We start from the raw sequence: 19597 nt of genomic DNA, 5'->3' as shown, positions 1-19597 counted from the left end.
GCCGATCGTGCGGCCATGCGCATCGCCCTCATGGCCGACATCCATGCCAACCGCGAGGCATTCCAGGCTTGCCTCACCCATGCGGGCCGCCACGGCGCCGAGCGCCACGTCTTCCTCGGCGATCATGTCGGCTACAACGCCGACCCGGCCTGGACCCTCGCCACGATCATGGATCTGGTCGGCAAGGGCGCCGTGGCGCTGCAAGGCAACCATGATCGTGCCATCGCCGAACCATCCGAACGCATGAACCCCGACGCCACCGTCGCCATCGCCTAGACGCGCGGTCAGCTCGGCGACGCCGCCCGCCGCTTCCTCGAAGATCTGCCGTTGCAGATCGAGGACGAGGACCGGCTCTACGTCCATGCCGAAGTGCCGGCGGGTACGCGCTGGCGCTACGTTCTCGGGGCCGACGACGCCGAGCGTTGTCTGAAAGCTACGTCGGCCAAATATGCCTTCTGCGGCCACGTCCATCTGCCGGCACTCTACGGCGTGGCGCCGCTCGGACGCACGGCAACCTTCCGGCCGACGGACGGCGTCGCCGTGGCGCTGACCGCCCGACGGCGCTGGTTCGCCGTGCTGGGCTCGGTCGGCCAGCCGCGCGACGGCAATCCGGCAGCAGCCTATTCGATGTTCGACACCGCGCGCCGCGAACTCACCTGCCATCGGGTGCCCTACGACATCGATGCCACGGCCGAAAAGATCCGACGCGCCGGCCTGCCTGAGGGGCTGGCCAGGCGACTGTTCGCGGGACGCTGAGGCATGACAGGAGTCCGCCTGCAGTCCGGCGAGACGATCGACGGCTTCACGGTCGGCCAGCGCCTGCACGTCGGCAGTATGGCGACGCTCTGGGAGGTGACCGACCCCGACCATTCAATTCCCCTGGTGATGAAGGCGCCACTGCTCAACGAGGGCGAAGATCCCGCCGCGATCGTTAGCTTCGAGATGGAGCAGATGATCCTGCCGCGGCTCTCGGGTCCGCATGTGCCGAAGGTCATCGCCGCCGGAGATTTCGAGGTCCGGCCCTACATCGTCATGGAGCGCATATCGGGTAAGTCCCTGGTCTCGCGCCTTGCCGATCTGCCGCTGGCGCCCGCCGAAGTTGCCGAGCTTGGCGCCCGCATCGCTCTGGCGCTCGACGATCTGCACCGCCAGCACGTCGTCCATCTCGACGTAAAGCCCTCGAACATCATGTTCCGTCCCGACGGCAGGGCCGTGCTGATCGATTTCGGCTTGTCGCGCCATGGCCGGCTGCCCGACCTGATGGAGGAGGAGTTCCGCGTACCCTATGGCACGGCACCCTACATGGCGCCGGAGCAGGTGATGGGCAATCGCCGCGAGCCACGCTCCGACCTCTTCGCGCTGGGCGTCTTGATGTATTTCTTCGCCACCGATGTGCTGCCGTTCGGCGACCCAGTGGGCATGCGGCCACTCAAGCGGCGGATCTGGCGCGATCCCGTCCCGCCGCGCCGCCTGCGGCCCGATCTGCCGCCTTGGTTGCAGGAGACGATCCTGCGCTGCCTCGAGGTCGACCCGGCGCGGCGGCACCCGACGGCGACGCAACTCGCCCTCGACCTGCAGCATCCCGACCAGATCGCCTTGACGGCACGCGCCGAGCGCATGGAACGTCACTCGTACCTCGCCGCCCTGAAGCGACGCTTCGACCTCGGCACGGTGTCCGTCGACCTGTTCGGCAGCCCAACCGCCAGACAGGCAGCGGACGCCCCGATCGTCGTGGTCGCCATCGACTTCGACCGCACGCCGCCCGACCTCGCGGAGGCACTGCGCACGGCGGCCAGACAGGTCCTGGCGACCTTGCCCGGCGCGCGTCTCGCCTGCCTCAACGTGCTCGAACCAAGCCGGATGTCGCTCGACAGTTCGCTCGATACCGAAGGGCGCAACAAGCATGTCACGCGGCTGATCGACCTCAAACACTGGGCAGCCCCGCTCGGCCTCGCCGAAGGCCGCATCACCTTCCACGTGCTGGAAGGACGCCGCGCCGCCGAGGCGATCCTCGACCATGTCCGCGCCAACCGGGTCGACCACGTCATCCTGGGCGCACGGGCCGACTCGGCGTTGCGCAGCCTTCTGGGCAGTGTCTCGGCCGAGGTCGCGGGACACGCACCTTGCAGCGTCACGGTGATCCGGCCGCGGCACCGCGTGGCTTGATTCTGGCGGCCGGTTTCGACAGCGTGCGCGCTCCCTTTCGCGAGGATGCCATGCCCGACCCGCTCAGCCCGCACACCCTCACCACCATCGCCGACCTGGAAGCGCTCTATGGCCAGCCCGGCGAGACTTCCACGGTCAAGGAAGTGGCGCGGATCACGCCGCAGTATCGCGCCTACATCGAGGCCTCGCCCTTCGCCTCGCTCGCGACCGCGGGACCGGAGGGGCTCGACTGCTCGCCGCGCGGCGACAAGCCGGGCTTCGTGCGCGTGCACGACGAGAAGACCCTGATGCTGCCCGACCGGCGCGGCAACAACCGCATCGATTCGCTGCGCAACATCGTGAGCGATCCCCGGGTCGCGTTGCTGTTCCTGATCCCGGGCGTCGGCAACACGCTCAGGGTCAACGGCCGCGCCCGGATCAGCGTCGAGCCTGAACTGCTCGACTCTTTTGCCGTCGAGGACAAGGCGCCACGTTCGGTCATGGTGATGACGGTCGACGCCGTCTATTTCCAGTGCGCCCGCGCGCTGGTGCGCTCCGAGTTATGGAACCCGGCGCGCCATATCGACCCGAAGAGCCTGCCCAGCGCCGGCCAGATCCTGGCGGCGCTGAGCCACGACCGCGTCGGCGGCGAGACCTACGATCGCGAATGGTCGGGCCGCGCCGCCAAGACCATGTGGTAAGCTGCTAGGCTGCCGCCTGCACAAGGGAGCGCGCGGCCAGTGCGTCGAGGAAGCGCCGGCAATAGACCTGGGCCGTGGTCAGGAACACCTTTGCCTTCAGCGCGGCGTGCCGCTCCTTGCGTTCGCCGGCCGGCATCGTCAACGCCAGGTGCATGGCATCGGCGATGGCGTCGGGGTCGAAGGGATTGACGACCAGGGCCTCGGTGAGCTCGTGCGCCGCGCCGGCGAACCGCGACAGGACAAGAACGCCGGGATCCTCGTCGGGTTGAGCGGCGATGAACTCCTTGGCAACCAGGTTCATGCCGTCGCGCAGCGGCGTCACCACGCCGATCCGCCCGAGGCGGTAGAGGCCCGCCAGCGTCATGCGCGGCGCCGCCCGCGCGCTGTAGCGCAGGGGTGTCCAGTCGAACTCGGAGAACTTGCCGTTGATCCGGCCCGCCAGCCGGTCGAGATCGATGCGCAGCTTGCGGTATTCGTCGACCTCCTCGCGCGACCGCGGGCAGATCTGCAGGAAGTGGATCCTGCGGCGGTGCTCGGGATGCTTCTCGAGCAGGCGCCCGAAGGCCTCGAAGCGCTGCGGCAGACCCTTGGAATAGTCCATGCGATCGACACCGACGATGAGCGCGCGTCCGGCCAGGCTGCCAGCCACCCTCTGCACCAGCTTGTCGTTGGCCGCCCGACCGGCGTCCCGCGCGAAACCCTCCGCGTCGATGCCGATCGGATCGGCAAAGACGCGCATGCGACGGCCATTGAGGCGGATCCATTCGCCATCGACCGTGGCCCCCAGCATGCGCTGCGCGCAATCGCGGAAGTCACGGGCGTGCTCCTCGGTCTGGAAGCCCACGACGTCGTAGGCGCAGAGATCGGCCACCAGGTCGCGCGCGACCGGCATGGCCTCCAGCACTGACGGCGGTACGAACGGCACGTGCAGAAAGAAGCCCAGCGGCCCGGCGAAGCCCTGCTCGCGCAGCATCCGGCCGAACGGAATGACGTGGTAGTCGTGCACCCAGACGGTGTCGTCGGACTTGACGACCTGGCCGAGCGATGCCGCGAAGCTCTCATTGACCGCGAGATACCCGGCATAGTCCTCGCGGCGGAAATGCATCAGCCCGAGCCGGAAGTGCAGCAGCGGCCACAACGCACCGTTGGCAAAGCCGATATAGAAGCTGCGATGCGCCTCGGCCGTGAGATCGACCGTGGCGTAGGTGACGCCGCGCGCCTCGACGAGCGACGGTTGCGAGGCGGGCTCGGCGGCGAGGCGGCCACTCCAGCCGAACCACATCGAGCCCGGTATCAGGAGATCGCGCAGCGCAACGGCCAGTCCACCCGCGGTCGCACCTCGCGATTTGGGGATCGGCACCCGATTCGAGACGATCACGAGGCGCGCCACAGCCCCTCCTCCCAGCTTCTCGACAGGCGCATCGCCGACAGGATCAACCCGACCTGCGAATAGGTTTGCGGAAAGTTGCCCCACAGTTCGCCGGTGCGGGGATCGATGTCCTCCGAAAGCAGCCCGACGTGGTTGCGCCGGCCGAGCAGATTGTTGAACAGCTCCAGCGCCTCGTCTCGGCGGCCGACGCTTGCCAGCGCATCGATGTACCAGAAGGTGCAGAGCAGGAAGGCATTGGACGGCTTGCCGAAGTCATCGGCCTCGGCGTAGCGCATCACGAAGCCGTTCCTCGTCAGCCGCTTGCCGACTGCGTCGAGCGTGGCATGAAAGCGCGGATCGTCGGAGCGCAACAGGCCGATCTCGGGGAGCACCAGGCTCGAGGCGTCGAGCATGTCGCGGTCGAGCACGCCCGACAGCCAACCTTCCGATGTCGTGCCGCGCTTCAACACCTCCTGACGCAGGACGCCGGCGCGCGCCAGCCACTCGCGTGATTCGGCGTCGACACCGACCCGCTTGGCGATCAAGCCGAGGCGATGTTGCGCCGCCCAGCACATCGCTGCCGAGAAGGTGTGCACCTCTTCGCGGTCGCGGTACTCCCACAGGCCGGCATCGGGTGTCAGCGCCGCGCGATGTGCTTCGCTGCCGACGACGCAGAGCTGACGATAGAGCTCGAGATCGCCCTGGCGTGGCAGACGCTCGTCCCAGAACATCTGCGCCGCCGTCAGCACCATCGAGCCGTAGGTGTCGTTCTGGCGCTGACCGACGGCGGCGTTGCCGACGCGCACCGGTCCGAAGCCGCGATAGCCCGGCAGCGAATTGACCAGGCGTTCGGTCGTGTCGGTGCCGGGTGCAATGGGAAACAGCGGTGCGATCGCATGGACCTCGCCACGCGTACTGCCGGCTTCGACGATGTCGATGATGAAGCGCACGTAGCTTTCCATGGTAAGCGTCGCTGACAGGCGGTTGAGCGCCGTCACCGTGAAGAAGGCATCGCGCAGCCAGGTGAACCGGTAGTCCCAGGTGCGTGGCGTGCCCGGCGCCTCGGGTATCGACGTGGTGAGGGCGGCCAGCACCGCACCGGTGTCCTCGAAGCTGCAGAGCTTCAGGGTGATCGCGGCGCGGATCACCGCGGCCTGCCAGTCGAATGGAATGTTGAGATCACGCACCCAGGTCTGCCAGTAGGCCTCGGTCTCGGCGAGGAAGGAGCGTGCGATCGTGTCGGGATTGTCGGTGATGCTTTCGTCGGCGCCGACCAGCAGCGTGACCGGCTGGTCGAGCGAAAACTCGGTTTCGTGCAGCAGGTAGTTGATCGACGCGTCTGTTGTGAGCCGCAGCACCGAGGAATCGCCAAAGAAGCGCACATGGTTGCTGCCGGCCGTAAACTGCGCACGGTGCGCGCCGTAGCCGAAGGTCGGCCGCAGGCGCAACGCGAGTCGCGGCCGGCCGGCCACCGGCTCCAGCCGGCGCACCAGCATGGGCGGGCGGAACATGCGGCCGAAGCGGCGGAAGCGCGGCGCGAAGTCGATGATGCGCACGGTGCCGCCGGCGCCGTCGATCGTGGTTTCGAGGATGGCGGAGTTGTGCAGGTAGCGCTGGTGGCCGTTCTTGGCACCCGCCACGACGGCGTCCATGAACCCGCTTTGCGGATCATCGCCACCCAGCAGCGCATTGAATACCGGATCGCCGTCGAGCCGGCCGAGCCCATGCCACACATGGCGCCCGTTGCGATCGATCAGGCTGGCGATCGCGCAGTTGCCGACGACGCCGAGATCGAGGCTGCTCATGGCCTGACCCCAGTGGGCACCGTGCTCACGACAGGCCGGCCATCAAGCAGGTCCGCCCCGCGCTTCAGCCAGGCGCGAACGGCGGCGGGGTCGCCATCGAAGAACTCGGCAACGCGCAGCCCCTGTCCGCCGAAGCCACGCGCTGCATTCATGCCGGCCTCGTCGGTGAAATCGTCGCCGACGAAGATCGGATTGCGGCCGGCGAAGGGCGCAGACGCCATCAGGCGTTCGACCGCATGCCCCTTGGAGGCGGCGCGCGGCCCGATCTCGACCGCCTCGCGCGCCGGGATCAGCCGAAACCACGGATGATCGTCAGCCACCAGTGCGCGCACCAGGCGCCACACATCGTCGCCATGCTCGGGCGCCAGCCGATAGTGGACGGCGCAGCCATGCGGCTTGGCCTCGATCAACACGCCGGGCCATCGCTCGGCGGCGACGGCCAGCGACTCACGCCAGACCTCGGGCATGGCAAGGCCCGCCGGCATTTCTTCCAAAGTGCCATCTTCGTAGCGCAGCACGACGCCGTGTTCGCCCGCGGCGCTGGCCGAGAATGGCGCGAGCAGACGATCGACGATGGCAAGCGGCCGACCGGTCACGATGGCGAGCGCACCGGCCAGCAGACGATGAAGACGAAACAGCAAGTCCGGCAGGACGGGCGGCACGATGACCAACTCCGGTGTCGCCGCGATCTCGAGCAGCGTCCCGTCGAGATCGAGAAACAGCGCCGACATCGGGTCGAGTTCAGGTGGTGTCATCCTGGCCGTACCCCCTTTGCGCCAATGATCAACTTCATCTCGGGCGCGAGGGGACCTATGACCACAACACGCCGCTTGCGGGGCGTTCCGGCGAGCAGCCCCGTCTTGCGCGTGAGGACTTAACGCCTGTCGTCGATCCGGGTTCCGCAAAAAGCCGCGTGGCGATACCGTGGCGAACGCAGCTAGCGCAGCCCGCCCAGCTTCTGCCAGAACGGCCGGCCCGATTCGAAGGCGGCCGCCGCGGGCGAGATGCCGGCGTCACGCAGGCTGCGGGCGTCCATCTGCGCCAGGCAGCGCCTGGCCACCGTGCGCTCGCGCCATACGGCGACGGTGACGGCGAGGCGCTTGCGGAATGACGGTGGCGTCACGGCGCCGGCCGGCGTCACGAACAGATCCGGCTCGATGGTGAGACGATCGCGGGACTGGAAGCTCATCGATCCCTCCTTGGGTTGATGGGCTCAACTTGGGCGCGGTCCGCCAGCCTCTCAATGACATGGCAGGTAATCAGACGCGCGCGTGGTCCTCGCGTGGGCATTGAGTAGGGTCTGCCTATAGGTTTTCTGGTGCCGGTATGGGTGCCGGGACAGGCTAGGCTGCCGTCACACCGATCGATGGAGAATTGAGAGATGCTCCCCTCCCAACGCGCGTTGTTCGACATTCCGCGCGACGTCTGTTTCATGAATGCTGCCGCCTGGAGCCCCCTGCCGCTCGCGGTGCAGGAGGCCGGCCGCGCCGGCGTCGGCCGAAAAGGCCAGCCGTGGAAGCTCGATGGCCAGTTCATGGCCGGCCAGCACGAGCGGGCGCGCAAGGCGGCGGCGGCTCTGATCGGCGCCGATCCCGTCGACGTGGCGCTGATCCCCTCCGTCGGCTACGGCGTGTCGACCGCCGGCAAGGTGCTGGCGATCCCGCGCGGCAGCCGTGTGCTGGTGCTGCAGGACGACCATACCTCGCCGGTGCTGGAGTGGATGAGCCGTGCCGAGGCCGGCGGTTTTACCGTCGAGCCCGTGCCGCAGCCGACGGACGGCGACTGGACCTCGGCCGTGCTGGAGGCGATCGAACGCAACGGTGCGGCGCCCCTCGGCCTGGTCTCGATTTCCTCGGTCCACTGGTCGGACGGCGGCGCGCTCGACATGCCGCGCGTCGCGGCGGCGGCCAAGGCCAAGGGTGCTGCCCTGCTGATCGACGCCACGCACGATGCCGGCGTGCGCCGCATCGACGTGAAGACGCTCGATCCCGATTTCCTGATCTTCCCGACCTATAAATGGGTCCTCGGCCCCTACGGCCGGGCCTTCATGTATGTCGCCAAGCGCCACCAGAACGGCGTGCCGCTCGAGCAGACCGCTCCGGCGCGCAAGGGCGTGGCGGCCGAGCAGAAGGTCTATTTCCGCGATCTCTCCTATGCCGACGGCGCGCGCCGTTACGACATGGGCGAACGCGACCACTTCATCACGCTCGAAATGGCCGCGGTCGGCATGGAGATGATGGCGGGCTGGGGCAATGGGCCGATCGTGGAGCGACTCGGCATGCTCACCGACCGGCTGGCCGAGGGCCTCGGAAATTCGGGCGTGCGCGTGCTCGACCGCAAGCTCCGCGCACCGCATCTGCTCTGCCTGCACTTCCCCAAGGGCATGGCCGACGACCTGCCGCAGAGGCTCGCGGCGGAGAACGTCCATGCCGCACCGCGACTCGGTCGGCTGCGCATCAGCCCGCACGTCTACAACGACGAGGAAGACGTCGACCGCTTCGTCGAGACGTTCAAGCGCGTCGCCCGCTGAGCTGTGATACGTTCGCGCGGGGATAACGGGGAAGGGATTGCCATGCGTACCAGTCGTCGCGCGTTGCTGATCGGAGCCACGATGCTGCCCGCCGCGGCGGCTCTGCGTCAGGCCTGGGCGCAGGACAAGTTTCCCAGCCGGCCGATCAAGATCATCGTGCCCTTCCCGCCCGGCGGCGGCGTCGACCTCACCGCGCGCCTGCTGATGGAGCCGCTGTCCAGGGAACTCGGCCAGCCGATCGTGATCGAGAACAAGAGCGGCGCCGGCGGCATCATCGGCGTCGAAGCGATGTCGCACGCCCCGCCAGACGGCTACACGCTCTCCCTCACCGGCGTCGGCACGCTCACCGCCGGACCGCATCTGCGCAAGATGCCCTACGATCCGATGGCGCTGTCACACATCACGCGGCTGGTGCGCATGCCCTTCATCGTGGCGGTGCGCAACGACCTGCCGGCCAAGACTTTGCCTGAGTTCATGGAGCTGGCGAAACGCCAGGAGCTGCGCTGGGCCTCGGGTGGCATCGGCACCAGCCAGCATCTCGCGGGCGAGCTGTTCACGCAGATGTCGGGCCTGAAGATGATCCACGTGCCCTATCGTGGCACCGGACCGGCCCTGAACGATCTCGCCGCCGGCATCGTCGACGCCTATTTCGGCGACCCCGCCACCCTGGGCCTGATCCGCGGCGGTAAGGCCCGCGCCATGGCCGTGACCTCGCCCGAGCGCTGGCCCGTCCTGCCCGAGACTCCGGCGATCGCCGAAGTGGTGCCGGGCTATCAGGCCGAGAACTGGTACGCGATCGCCGCTCCGCCCAAGACGCCGGAGCCGGTCATGGCCGTGCTGACGGCCGCGATCCTGAAGGTCATGGCCGACCCGGCCGTGAAGGCCAAGTACGACGAGAACGGGCTCCATCCCGCGACCCTGTCGCGCGCCGACTACATCGCCTACCTGCAGCGCGACCTGAAAACCTGGGGCGACGTCGTCGCCAAGGGCAACATCAAGATCGACGCCAACTGATGTCCGCTCGCCTGGCCGTCGATATCGGCGGCACGTTCACCGACGTGGTGCTGGAAACCGGCACAGCGGCCCATTCCATCAAGCTGCTGACGACGCCCGACGCGCCCGAGCGCGCGGTGCTGGACGGCGTGCGCGCCATCCTGTCCGAAGCCAAGGTCGCGGCATCCGACGTGACGCTGGTGGTGCATGGCACGACGCTCGCCACCAACGCCCTGATCGAGCGCAAGGGCGCACGCACCGCCCTGCTCACGACCGACGGCTTCCGCGATTCGGTCGAGATGGCCTGGGAGCACCGCTTCGAGCAGTACGACATCTACATGGAGCGGCCCGAACCGCTGGTACCGCGCGACCTGCGCTTCGGCATCCCGGAGCGCGTGGCGGCCGACGGCGCCGTGCTGCTGGCGCTCGACGAGAAGGCCGTGCGCGCCGTCGCCATCGAATTGCGTCAGCGCAAGATCGAGGCGGTGGCCGTCTGCTTCCTGCACAGCTTCACCCACGAGGCGCACGAACGCCGCGCCGGCGCGATCCTGGCCGAGGAGTTGCCGGATGTGGCGATCTCGCTCTCCTGCGAGGTCTGCCCCGAGATCCGCGAGTACGAGCGTACCTCGACCACCATCGCCAACGCCTACGTGCTGCCACGCATGGCGGGCTATCTCGGCCAGCTCGAGCGCGACCTCAAGAAAGAGGGCATCGCCGGCCCCCTGCTGCTGATGATGTCGTCGGGCGGCATCACCACGGTCGACACGGCGCGACGCTACCCCGTGCGGCTGGTCGAATCGGGCCCGGCCGGCGGCGCCATCCTGGCGCTCACGGTCGCAGCCGAGAACGCGGTGGCCAGGGCCGTCGCCTTCGACATGGGCGGCACCACGGCCAAGCTCACCCTGCTCGACGATCTGGAACTGCAGCGCTCGCGCCAGTTCGAGGTCGCGCGCGCCTATCGCTTCGTACAGGGCAGCGGGCTCCCCGTTCGCATCCCGGTGATCGAACTGGTCGAGATCGGCGCCGGCGGCGGCTCGATCGCCCGGCTCGATGCGCTGGGCCGCATCCAGGTCGGCCCCGATTCGGCCGGCAGCGTTCCCGGCCCCGCCTGCTACGGCAATGGCGGCACCGAACCCACGGTAACCGACGCCGACACGGCGCTGGGCCGACTCGATCCCGCCCGTTTCGCCGGCGGCGCCCTCCCGCTCTATCCCGACAAGGCCAAAGCCTCGCTGCAGGCGCTGGCCGTCGCACTCAAGACCGATGCCCAGGGCGCGGCGGCGGGTGTGGCCGAGATCGTCGACGAAACCATGGCGAGTGCGGCCCGCGTGCACGCCGTCGAGAACGGCAAGGACACTGCCGACCGCACCCTCATCGCTTTTGGTGGTGCCGCACCGCTCCACGCCGCGCGGCTGGCCCGCAAGCTCGGCATGAAGCGCGTCGTGGTGCCGGTCGGCGCCGGCGTGGGCTCCGCTTTCGGCTTCCTCCGCGCGCCGATCGCCTACGAGGTGGTGCGCACGCGCCATATCCGGCTCGACATGTTCGACGCCAAGATGCTGAACGAGCTGTTCGCCACCATGCGCGCCGAAGCCGAGGCCGTCGTGCGGCCGGCGGCGCCCGGCGAGGAACTGGTCGAGACGCGCCACGCCTTCATGCGCTACCGCGGCCAGGGCCACGAGATCGCGGTGCCCCTGCCCAACGCCGCCTTCGCCGCCGATGCCGCGCCCGACCTGCGCCGCCGCTTCGAGGCGACCTATGAAACGGTGTTCGGCCGCGCCATCCCCAAGCTCGAGGTCGAGGCGCTGACCTGGACGCTGTCGATCGCCACCGCGCGGCCGCTGCCCAAGCCGGTGAAGGATCTGGCGAAGAGCGCCGCCCCCGCACCGGTCGGCCATCGCGAGGTTCTGGATCCGGCGAGCGGCCGGCGCGAGAACGCTGCTATCCACGAACGGACGGCGCTCAGGCCCGGCATGTCCCTCGACGGGCCGGCGCTGATCGTCGAGGATGGCACCACGACGGTGGTGCCGCAGGGCTTTGCCGCCCGCATCAATGCCGTCGGCCAGATCGTCCTGGAGGACATCGCATGAGCACGGCCCCCAACTCCTCATTGGGCGACATCCGCCTGCAAGTGATGTGGAACCGGCTGCTGTCGGTGGTCGAGGAGCAGGCCCGCGCCCTGGTGCGCACCGCCTTCTCGACCAGCGCCCGCGAGGCCGGCGACATCTCGGCCGGCGTGTTCGACCTCAAGGGCCAGATGCTGGCGCAGGCCGTCACCGGCACGCCGGGCCATGTGAATTCGATGGCGCGGAGCGTCATTCACTTTATCCGCGAGTTCCCGGTCGAGACCATGAAGCCGGGCGACGCCTATGTGACCAACGATCCGTGGAAGGGCACCGGCCATCTCTACGACATCGTCGTCACCTCGCCCGCGTTCCACAACGGCAAGCTGGTGGCGCTGTTCTCCTGCACCACCCACGTGGTCGATATCGGCGGACTGGGGCAGTCGCCCGACGGGCGGCAGGTGTTCCACGAAGGCCTGTTCCTGCCGCTGCTGCCGCTGATGCGCGAAGGCGTGATCGACGAGAGCGTGATGCGCATCGTGCGCGCCAATGTGCGCGAGCCCGTACAGGTCGAGGGTGACCTTCATGCCCTGATCGGCTGCAACGGCATCGGCGAAAAGCGGCTCTCCGGCATGATGGCCGAGCACGGCATCGACAATCTCGACGAGCTCGGCAACCACATCATCGAGAAGAGCCGCGCCGGCATGGTGGCGGCCATCTCCAAGCTGCCGCGTGGCACCTGGAAGGGCCATATGCGGATCGACGGCTACGATGCGCCGATCGACCTGCATGCCGCGGTCTCGATTCACGCCGACCACATCGCCGTCGACTATGCCGGCACCTCGGGTTCGTCGATCTACGGCATCAATTCGCCGATGTGCTACACTGAGGCTTATACGGCCTTCGGCATCAAATGCGTCGTGGCGCCGACCATTCCCAACAATGCCGGCACGCTCGATTCGATCCTGGTGACGGCGCCCGAGAACACCATCGTCAATGCGCTGTTTCCGGCTGCGGTGAACGCCCGCAGCACGATCGGCCACATGCTGCCCGACGTCTGCTTCGATGCGCTGCACCAGGTGATCCCCGGCCGCGTGCCGGCCGAGGGCACCTCCAACCTCTGGAACCTGAAGCTCGGCGCCGGCCATGGCATGACCGGCACCATCGGCAACAGCCGGCCCTTCATGGTGACGACTTTCCATTCCGGCGGCACCGGTGCCCGGCCGACGCTGGATGGGCTCTCGGCCACGCCCTTCCCGTCGGGCGTGCGCAACGTGCCGGTCGAGATCACCGAGACCATCGCGCCCGTCGTGGTGTGGAAGAAGGAATACCGCCAGGACTCCGGCGGCGCCGGCCAGTATCGCGGCGGGCTGGGCCAGGTGATGGAGGTCGAGCACCGCGAGGGCGCGCCCTTCGGCATCTTCGCCACCTTCGAGCGCGTAAAGCATCCGGCGCGTGGCCGCGATGGCGGCAAGCCGGGCGCCAACGGCCGGCTGTCGCTGGCCTCGGGCGAGGTGATGAAGGCCAAGGGCTTCCAGACCATCCCGGCCGGCGAGCGGCTGGTGGTCGAGATGCCGGGCGGTGGCGGCTTCGGCGATCCCGCCAAGCGCGACCGCGCCCAGGTCGAACGCGACGTGCGGCTGGGGCTGGTCAGCAAGGAAAAGGCGAAAGCCGACTACGGGGTCGAGGGGGATTGAGCGGCCGGCCCGACCGACGGTCGCAGCAGCTATTCCAAGAACGACGAGCGCGGACGGCCCGCCGGCTGTAGCATCCGCGCCAAGAAATGAACGAGGAAACGACGATGTGGCAACCGAATGAACGCTACCCCGATCCGGCGGTGCGCGTGCTCGACCCGTCTTTTGGCCAATACCGGCTGGCGCTGGCGTCGGTCGAACGGCTCTACACCGGCTGCCGCTGGGCCGAGGGGCCAGTCTGGTTCGGCGACGGCCGCTATCTCCTGTGGAGCGACATCCCCAACAACCGCGTGCTGCGCTGGGACGAGGAGACCGGTGCGGTCTCGGTGTTCCGCAAGCCTTCGAACAATGCCAACGGCCACACCCGCGACCGCCGCGGCCGGCTGATCGCCTGCGAGCACGATGCGCGGCGCATCGTGCGTTTCGAGTATGACGGCGCCATCACGGTGCTGGCCGATTCCTACAACGGCAAGCCGCTGAACTCGCCCAACGACGTCGTGGTGAAGTCCGACGGCTCGGTGTGGTTCAGCGATCCGGTGTTCGGCATCCTGGGCTACTACGAGGGCCACAAGGCCGCGAGCGAGAACAAGCCCGCCGTCTATCGCCTCGATCCGGCGACCGGCAAGCTCACGATGATGGCCGACGACATTCCCGGCCCCAACGGCCTTGCCTTCTCGCCCGACGAGAAGAAGCTCTATGTCGTGGCCTCGCGCGCCGAGCCGCATCGCACGATCGTCGCCTACGACGTTTCCGCCGACGGCCTGAAGATGAGCGGCGGCAAGGTGCTGATCGATGCCGGTCCGGGCGGCTCGCCCGACGGCTTCCGTGTCGATGTCGACGGCAACCTGTGGTGCGGCTGGGGCATGGGCAATGCCGAGCTCGACGGCGTGCGCATCTTCAACAAGGACGGCAAGCCGATCGGCCATATCGACCTGCCGGAGCGCTGCGCCAACCTCTGTTTCGGCGGCCGCCATCGCAACCGCCTGTTCATGACGGCGAGCCATTCGCTCTATGCGCTCTACGTCAACACCCAGGGCGCGCCCGGCGGCTGATCGGTTCATGTCCGGCGTCGATTCGAGTTATTCGTGGTGGCGTCTGGCCGCCAGCGTGACGCTGAGCACGGTGGGCGGCATCGGCATGTGGTGCCTGGTCGTCGCCCTGCCGATCGTGCAGATCGACCTCGGCGTCAGCCGCGCCGACATCTCCTTCGCCTACACCATGAACACGATGGGCTTTTTCGTCGGCGGCGTCGCCCTGGGATGGCTGGTCGATCGCCGCGGCATCGTCGTCACCGCGATCATGAGCGCGATCGGCCTCGCGGCGGGCTTCGCCGGCGCTGCGATGGCGCCCTCGCTTGTCCTGTTCGCCGCGGCCCAGGCCCTGATCGGCTTCAGCGCAGCCGCCACCTTCGCGCCGCTGGTCGCCGACGTCTCGCACTGGTTCCTGAAGCGCCGCGGCATGGCCGTCGCCATCGCAGCGTCTGGCAACTATCTCGCCGGCACGGTGTGGCCGCCGATCGTCGAGCGGCTGATGCGCGATCACGGCTGGCGCGACACCTTCCTGGCCGCATCCGTCCTCTGTCTCGTGGCCATGGTGCCGCTCGCCTTCGCACTCCGCCGCAAGCCGCCCCACCACGCCGAGCAGGCCGGCGGCATCGCCGGGTCGGCGGGCGTGGCCGCCCATTCGGCGCGTTCGCTCGGACTTTCGCCCAATGCCCTGCAGGCCGTCATGGTCGTCGCCGGCATTGCCTGCTGTGTCGCCATGTCGATGCCGCAGGTCCATGTCGTCGCCTACTGCGCCGACCTCGGATACGGCGTCGCCAGGGGCGCGGAGATGCTGTCACTGATGCTGGGCTTCGGCATCGTCAGCCGGATCGCCTCGGGGTGGATCGCCGACCGGGTCGGCGGCATCAAGACGCTGATCCTGGGCTCGACGCTGCAATGCCTGGCACTGGTCTTCTACCTGATCGATGACTCCCTGAACTCGCTCTACATCGCTTCGGCGCTGTTCGGCCTGTTCCAGGGCGGCATCGTGCCGTCCTACGCCATCATCGTGCGTGAATACTTCCCGCCCAAGGAAGCGGGCTTCCGGGTCGGCATCGCCGTGTCGTCGACCTTGATCGGCATGGCCCTGGGCGGCTGGATGGGCGGCGTGCTGTTCGATATGACAGGCTCGTATCGCGCCGCCTTCATCAACGGCATCGCCTGGAACGTGCTGAACTTCGCGGTGGCGTTTTGGCTGCTGATGCGCCAGAGCCGCCGCAACGTCTACGCCTGAGGGAATCCCGCCATGCGCATCACGGCCATCCGCGACATCGTCTCGCCGATCCGCTCCAACATCGCCAACGCCTACATCGACTTCAGCCAGATGACGGCGAGCGTGGTGGCGATCGAGACCGACCTGAAAGTCGATGGCAAGCCGGTGGTGGGCTACGGCTTCAACTCCAACGGCCGCTATGCCCAGCACGGGCTGTTAGGCGAGCGGTTCATCCCGCGCCTGAAGGCCGCCAAGTCCGATTCTCTCCTCGACGGCGAGGGCCTGATCGATCCGGCGAAGTGCTGGGCCGCGATGATGGCCAACGAGAAGCCGGGCGGTCACGGCGAGCGTTCGGTGGCCGTGGGCGTGCTCGACATGGCGCTGTGGGATGCCCTGGCCAAGGCCAAGCGCGTGCCGTTGTGGAAGCTGCTGGCCGACCGCTACAACGGCGGCGCGCACGACGACAAGGCCTGGGTCTATGCCGCCGGCGGCTACTACTATCCCGGCAAGGATATCGAGGCGCTGCAGGACGAGATGAAGGGCTATCTCGAGCTCGGCTATTCCTGCGTGAAGATGAAGGTGGGGGGCGTGCCGCTCGCCGAGGACATCAAGCGCATCGAGGCGGTGCTGAAGATCGTAGGGACCGGCGAGCGCCTCGCGGTCGACGTCAACGGCAAGTTCGATCTCACCACCGCCATCGACTTCGGCAAGGCGATCGAAGGCTATGGCCTGCGCTGGTACGAGGAGCCGCTCGATCCGCTCGACTACCTGGCGCACGCGGCACTCGCCACCCAGTACGCCCCGCCGCTCGCCACCGGCGAGAACCTCTTCTCCATGCAGGACGCCCGCAACCTGGTGCGCCACGGCGGGCTCCGGCCCGACCGCGACATCCTGCAGTACGACCCGGCGCTCAGCTACGGCCTGGTCGAGTACCTGCGCACGCTGGAGATGCTGAAGGCGCACGGCTGGTCGCCAAGGCGCTGCGTGCCGCACGGCGGCCACCAGTTTGCGCTGAACATCGCGGTCGGCCTGCAGTGCGGCGGCAACGAATCCTACCCGCAGGTGTTCGCGCCCTTCGGCGGCTTCGCCGACGATTGTCCGGTCGTCGACGGCCGTGTGGCGCTGCCGGACGCGCCCGGGATCGGCTTCGAGCGCAAGGCCGATCTCTGGGCGGTCATGAAGACCGCCTGAGGCGGCGACCCGACCTCAGGCGCGGAAGTTGTCCCAGCCGCCGCCGTGGGTCTGGTATCGGCCGTCCTGGGGCGTACCCGTCTGGCACGCCGCCAGCGCGACGCCGGCAAGGAGGGCCACGATCATCGCGAGGATTGTCGATCGATGCGTCATCATGGGATCGATATTGGTCGGATTACTCGGGCTTCAACAGGCCTAACCTCAACAGTTCAGACACATTCTCTTGATCGGCCTTGAGGGCCGCCGCGAACTGCTCGGGTGTCGAGGGCCGGACGATGGCGCCCAGTTCCCGCAGCCGCTTGCCCGCCGCCTCGTCCCTGAGGCCGGCCACGACGCCCTGGTTCAAGCGGGCAATCACGGCCTTGGGCGTGTCGACATGGGCGAACACACCGGCCGTCGTGTTGCCGTCGAACGGCTTGCTGCCGAGATCGCCCAGGGTCGGCACGTCGGGAAGCTGCGGAATGCGCTCGAGGCCGAAGGTCGCGAGCGGCCGGAGCTTGCCGGACTGGATGTGCGGCATCGAGCTGGTGAGCTGATCGACGTAGCAGTCGATGTTGCCCGCCAGCAGGTCGGCGATGCCCGGGCCCGAGCCGCGGTAGGGGATGACGTTGAACTTGATGTTCTCGTTCAGCTGCAGGCGCAGGATGGCGACATGGTTGGTGGTGCCGTTGCCGGGCTGGCCGACGCTGACCGTGCCGGGCTTGGCCTTGGCTTCCGCCAACACGCTCTTCATGTCGGGGAAACGGCTGTCGGCCCGCGTCACCATCAGGGTCGGCACGGTGGTGAGGATGCTGACCGGCGCGAACTGCGACAGCATCTCCTTCTTGCCGGCGAAGAGCGGCGCCACGTAACCCACGGTGAAGCTCGCCATGACGATGGTGTAACCGTCGGCCGGCGCGTTGTAGGCGAGTTCGAGGCCGACCACGCCGCCCGCACCCGGCTTGTTGTCGATCAGGATGCCCTGGCCGAGCTGACGCCCCATCGGCTCGGCCACGATGCGCGAGGTGACGTCGTAGTTGCCGCCGGGCGCGAAAGGGATGATCCAGCGGATCTGCTTGGCGGGAAAAGCCTGTGCCTTTGCCGAACCGCCGGCTGTCACCGCCGCGACAACGCCAGCACCAACGAAGCCTCGTCGTCCAAGTCTCGCCATTTCTACCCTCCCTGGGGAACAGCAGGATATCGAACTCGAGGCTGATGCCTAACGGAGAATGGCGATGCTCTCGACCAGCGAACGTCGCCCCCCGGCCCGGGCTTCAGCGGAAGACGAGGACCGACGTCGTGCTGTGGGTCAGCACTTTCGTGGTCTCGCTGCCGAGCACGAGAGCGGAGATGCCGCGTCGGCCGTGCGACGCCATGGCGATCAAGTCGCAGCCCTTGCTCGTCGCCGTCTCGATGATCGCCTCGTAAGGATGGTCATGCTCGACCTGGACGGTCTCGCAGGGCACTCCGGCCGCCTTGGCCTTGGCCAGGGCTGCCTCGAGATGCCGGGCCGCCTGCTCCGCGGCATGCTGGTGATACCGGGTCTGCGACTGGGCGAGCTGGACGTATGCCGCCACCATCATGGGGGCGGGCTCAATGGTCGTGATCACGGTGACCCTGGCGCCGATCTCGCGCGCGAACGCGAGGCCCTTGTCGAGCGCAGCCTCCGACAACGCCGTGCCATCGGTGGGGATGAGAATGTGCTTGTACATCTGATTTCTCCTGAAAGGCCCAATGCGAGGGCCGTCGCCCGTTCCCTAGAGATGAACGGCCTTCATATGGGCTTCGGGATAGCGTGTGCCCGCCGCCGCACCGGGCGGCAAGGCCGCCGAGAGCTCTGCCACCTCGCCGGCCGAAAGGGCAACGTCCAGCGCCGCCAGATTCTCGTCGACGCGCTCGGCATGCTTGGTGCCCGGGATCGGCACGATGTCGCCACCTTGCGCCAGCAGCCAGGCGAGCGCCACCTGGCCCGGTTTGCAGCCCTTGGCCCGCGCCACGGCCTCGATCGCGGCGACCTTCACCAGGTTGCGCGCAAGATTGTCCGCCGCGAAGCGCGGGTGCCGGCCGCGGCCGTCGCCTTCGGGGATGTCGGCGGCCTGGCGCACCGCGCCGGTCAGCAGACTGCGGCCGAGCGGCGAATAGGCAACGAAGGAGATGCCGAGCGCCCGCGTGGTCTTGAGCGTCTCCTCGGCATCGACGCGGAAGAGCAGGGAATATTCGCTCTGCACCGCGGCGATCGGATGGACGGCATGCGCCCGGCGAATCGTTTCGGGTCCCGCCTCGCTCAGCCCCAGCGCCCTCACCTTGCCCGCCTTTGCCAGATCGGCCATGGCGCCCACCGTGTCCTCGATCGGCACCGAGGGGTCGACGCGATGCTGGTAGTAGAGGTCGATCACCTCGACGCCCAGCCGCTTGAGGCTGGCCTCACAGGCGGCTTTCACGTGTTCAGGTCGACCGTCGACGCCGTTCTGCGTCTGACCGAACTTGGTCGCGAGAACTGCCTTGGCGCGCCGGCCACCGGCGAGCGCCTTGCCCAGCAGGGTCTCGTTGTGGCCCCAACCATACATGTCGGAACTGTCGAGCAGGGTGACGCCGCGGTCGAGCGCGTGATGGATGACTCGGATTCCCTCGGCGTCGTCGCTCTTGCCATAGGCGCCGGAGAGCGACATCAGGCCGAGTCCGATCGGAAATACCGTGAGATCGCTGCTGCCGAGTTTACGGGATTTGGCGCTGACTGCTGTCATGGTGTCCTCCTCGCGGTGGACACTAGGGTCTTTCCGACGTCGATTGAATAGAGTCTCTCCTCCCCTTGCGTGCAAGGGGAGGTGCCCGCGTCTTCGCGGGCGGAGGGGTCCCGCGCCTGTGAAGGCGCGT

At 68.1% G+C, this 19597-nt stretch carries 17 protein-coding genes and 1 pseudogene; 10 read left to right on the top strand and 8 right to left on the bottom strand.

The features are described 5' to 3' along the window. The first annotated feature begins 15 nt into the window (after nt 1-15). From EPO55_RS15455 to EPO55_RS15445, 3 genes and pseudogenes are all read left to right on the top strand, one after another. Nucleotides 16-756, top strand: a pseudogene (locus EPO55_RS15455) (metallophosphoesterase family protein). A 3-nt stretch (nt 757-759) separates the two neighbouring features. After that, nucleotides 760-2166, top strand: a complete 1407-nt coding sequence (locus EPO55_RS15450) for a bifunctional serine/threonine-protein kinase/universal stress protein (protein WP_296337849.1) — start codon at nt 760-762, stop codon at nt 2164-2166. Between the two features lie 50 nt (nt 2167-2216). Continuing rightward, nucleotides 2217-2846, top strand: a complete 630-nt coding sequence (locus EPO55_RS15445) for a pyridoxamine 5'-phosphate oxidase family protein (RefSeq protein WP_296337848.1) — start codon at nt 2217-2219, stop codon at nt 2844-2846. A 4-nt stretch (nt 2847-2850) separates the two neighbouring features. Here the strand turns inward: EPO55_RS15445 and EPO55_RS15440 are convergent, their stop codons facing one another. From EPO55_RS15440 to EPO55_RS15425, 4 genes are all read right to left on the bottom strand, one after another. Further along, nucleotides 2851-4236 (bottom strand): trehalose-6-phosphate synthase, encoded by a 1386-nt coding sequence (locus EPO55_RS15440; protein WP_296337847.1) that lies wholly within the window; start codon nt 4234-4236, stop codon nt 2851-2853. Then, entirely contained in the window at nt 4221-6020 is a 1800-nt protein-coding gene (locus EPO55_RS15435; protein WP_296337845.1) for a glycoside hydrolase family 15 protein, read from the bottom strand. Before EPO55_RS15435 ends, EPO55_RS15440 begins: the two co-directional genes overlap by 16 nt. Continuing rightward, nucleotides 6017-6775 carry a trehalose-phosphatase gene (gene otsB, locus EPO55_RS15430; RefSeq protein WP_296337844.1) on the bottom strand — a complete coding sequence of 253 codons (759 nt, stop codon included), beginning with the start codon at nt 6773-6775 and terminating at the stop codon, nt 6017-6019. Before otsB ends, EPO55_RS15435 begins: the two co-directional genes overlap by 4 nt. Nucleotides 6776-6957: 182 nt before the next feature. Next, complete coding sequence (locus EPO55_RS15425; RefSeq protein ID WP_296337843.1) at nt 6958-7209, bottom strand: DUF1127 domain-containing protein; 252 nt, start codon at nt 7207-7209, stop codon at nt 6958-6960. Nucleotides 7210-7401: 192 nt separating this feature from the next. On the opposite strand from EPO55_RS15425, the gene EPO55_RS15420 reads away from it, so the two are divergent. From EPO55_RS15420 to EPO55_RS15390, 7 genes are all read left to right on the top strand, one after another. Further along, nucleotides 7402-8550 (top strand): aminotransferase class V-fold PLP-dependent enzyme, encoded by a 1149-nt coding sequence (locus tag EPO55_RS15420; RefSeq protein ID WP_296337841.1) that lies wholly within the window; start codon nt 7402-7404, stop codon nt 8548-8550. A gap of 42 nt (nt 8551-8592) precedes the next feature. Next, entirely contained in the window at nt 8593-9564 is a 972-nt protein-coding gene (locus tag EPO55_RS15415) for a tripartite tricarboxylate transporter substrate binding protein (protein WP_296337840.1), read from the top strand. Next, entirely contained in the window at nt 9564-11630 is a 2067-nt protein-coding gene (locus tag EPO55_RS15410; RefSeq protein WP_296337839.1) for a hydantoinase/oxoprolinase family protein, read from the top strand. Before EPO55_RS15415 ends, EPO55_RS15410 begins: the two co-directional genes overlap by 1 nt. Next, nucleotides 11627-13300 carry a hydantoinase B/oxoprolinase family protein gene (locus tag EPO55_RS15405; RefSeq protein ID WP_296337838.1) on the top strand — a complete coding sequence of 558 codons (1674 nt, stop codon included), beginning with the start codon at nt 11627-11629 and terminating at the stop codon, nt 13298-13300. Before EPO55_RS15410 ends, EPO55_RS15405 begins: the two co-directional genes overlap by 4 nt. Before the next feature lie 104 nt (nt 13301-13404). Continuing rightward, nucleotides 13405-14349 carry an SMP-30/gluconolactonase/LRE family protein gene (locus tag EPO55_RS15400; RefSeq protein WP_296337837.1) on the top strand — a complete coding sequence of 315 codons (945 nt, stop codon included), beginning with the start codon at nt 13405-13407 and terminating at the stop codon, nt 14347-14349. Nucleotides 14350-14356: 7 nt separating this feature from the next. Beyond that, on the top strand, nt 14357-15574 hold the full coding sequence (locus tag EPO55_RS15395; protein WP_296337836.1) for an MFS transporter: 1218 nt from the start codon (nt 14357-14359) through the stop codon (nt 15572-15574). A gap of 12 nt (nt 15575-15586) precedes the next feature. Next, entirely contained in the window at nt 15587-16744 is a 1158-nt protein-coding gene (locus tag EPO55_RS15390) for a mandelate racemase/muconate lactonizing enzyme family protein (RefSeq protein ID WP_296337835.1), read from the top strand. A gap of 15 nt (nt 16745-16759) precedes the next feature. Here EPO55_RS15390 and EPO55_RS15385 read toward each other — a convergent pair whose 3' ends face one another. The 4 genes from EPO55_RS15385 to EPO55_RS15370 form a co-directional block, all read right to left on the bottom strand. Further along, a complete protein-coding gene (locus EPO55_RS15385) occupies nt 16760-16900 on the bottom strand; it encodes a hypothetical protein (protein ID WP_296337834.1) in 141 nt (46 codons plus the stop codon). Between the two features lie 19 nt (nt 16901-16919). Beyond that, the gene (locus EPO55_RS15380; protein ID WP_296337833.1) at nt 16920-17894 is read right to left on the bottom strand and encodes a tripartite tricarboxylate transporter substrate binding protein; all 975 of its coding nucleotides are present in this window, start codon (nt 17892-17894) and stop codon (nt 16920-16922) included. A gap of 103 nt (nt 17895-17997) precedes the next feature. Further along, nucleotides 17998-18435 (bottom strand): universal stress protein, encoded by a 438-nt coding sequence (locus EPO55_RS15375; protein ID WP_296337831.1) that lies wholly within the window; start codon nt 18433-18435, stop codon nt 17998-18000. 45 nt (nt 18436-18480) lie between these two features. Next, nucleotides 18481-19467 carry an aldo/keto reductase gene (locus EPO55_RS15370; RefSeq protein WP_296337830.1) on the bottom strand — a complete coding sequence of 329 codons (987 nt, stop codon included), beginning with the start codon at nt 19465-19467 and terminating at the stop codon, nt 18481-18483. Nucleotides 19468-19597: the final 130 nt, after the last annotated feature.

It is taken from the genome of Reyranella sp. (genome assembly GCF_004296935.1).
In the GTDB taxonomy this organism is placed as follows: domain Bacteria; phylum Pseudomonadota; class Alphaproteobacteria; order Reyranellales; family Reyranellaceae; genus Reyranella.
Note: the sequence above shows the minus strand (reverse complement) of the source record. Positions and strands in the feature narration are given on the sequence as shown.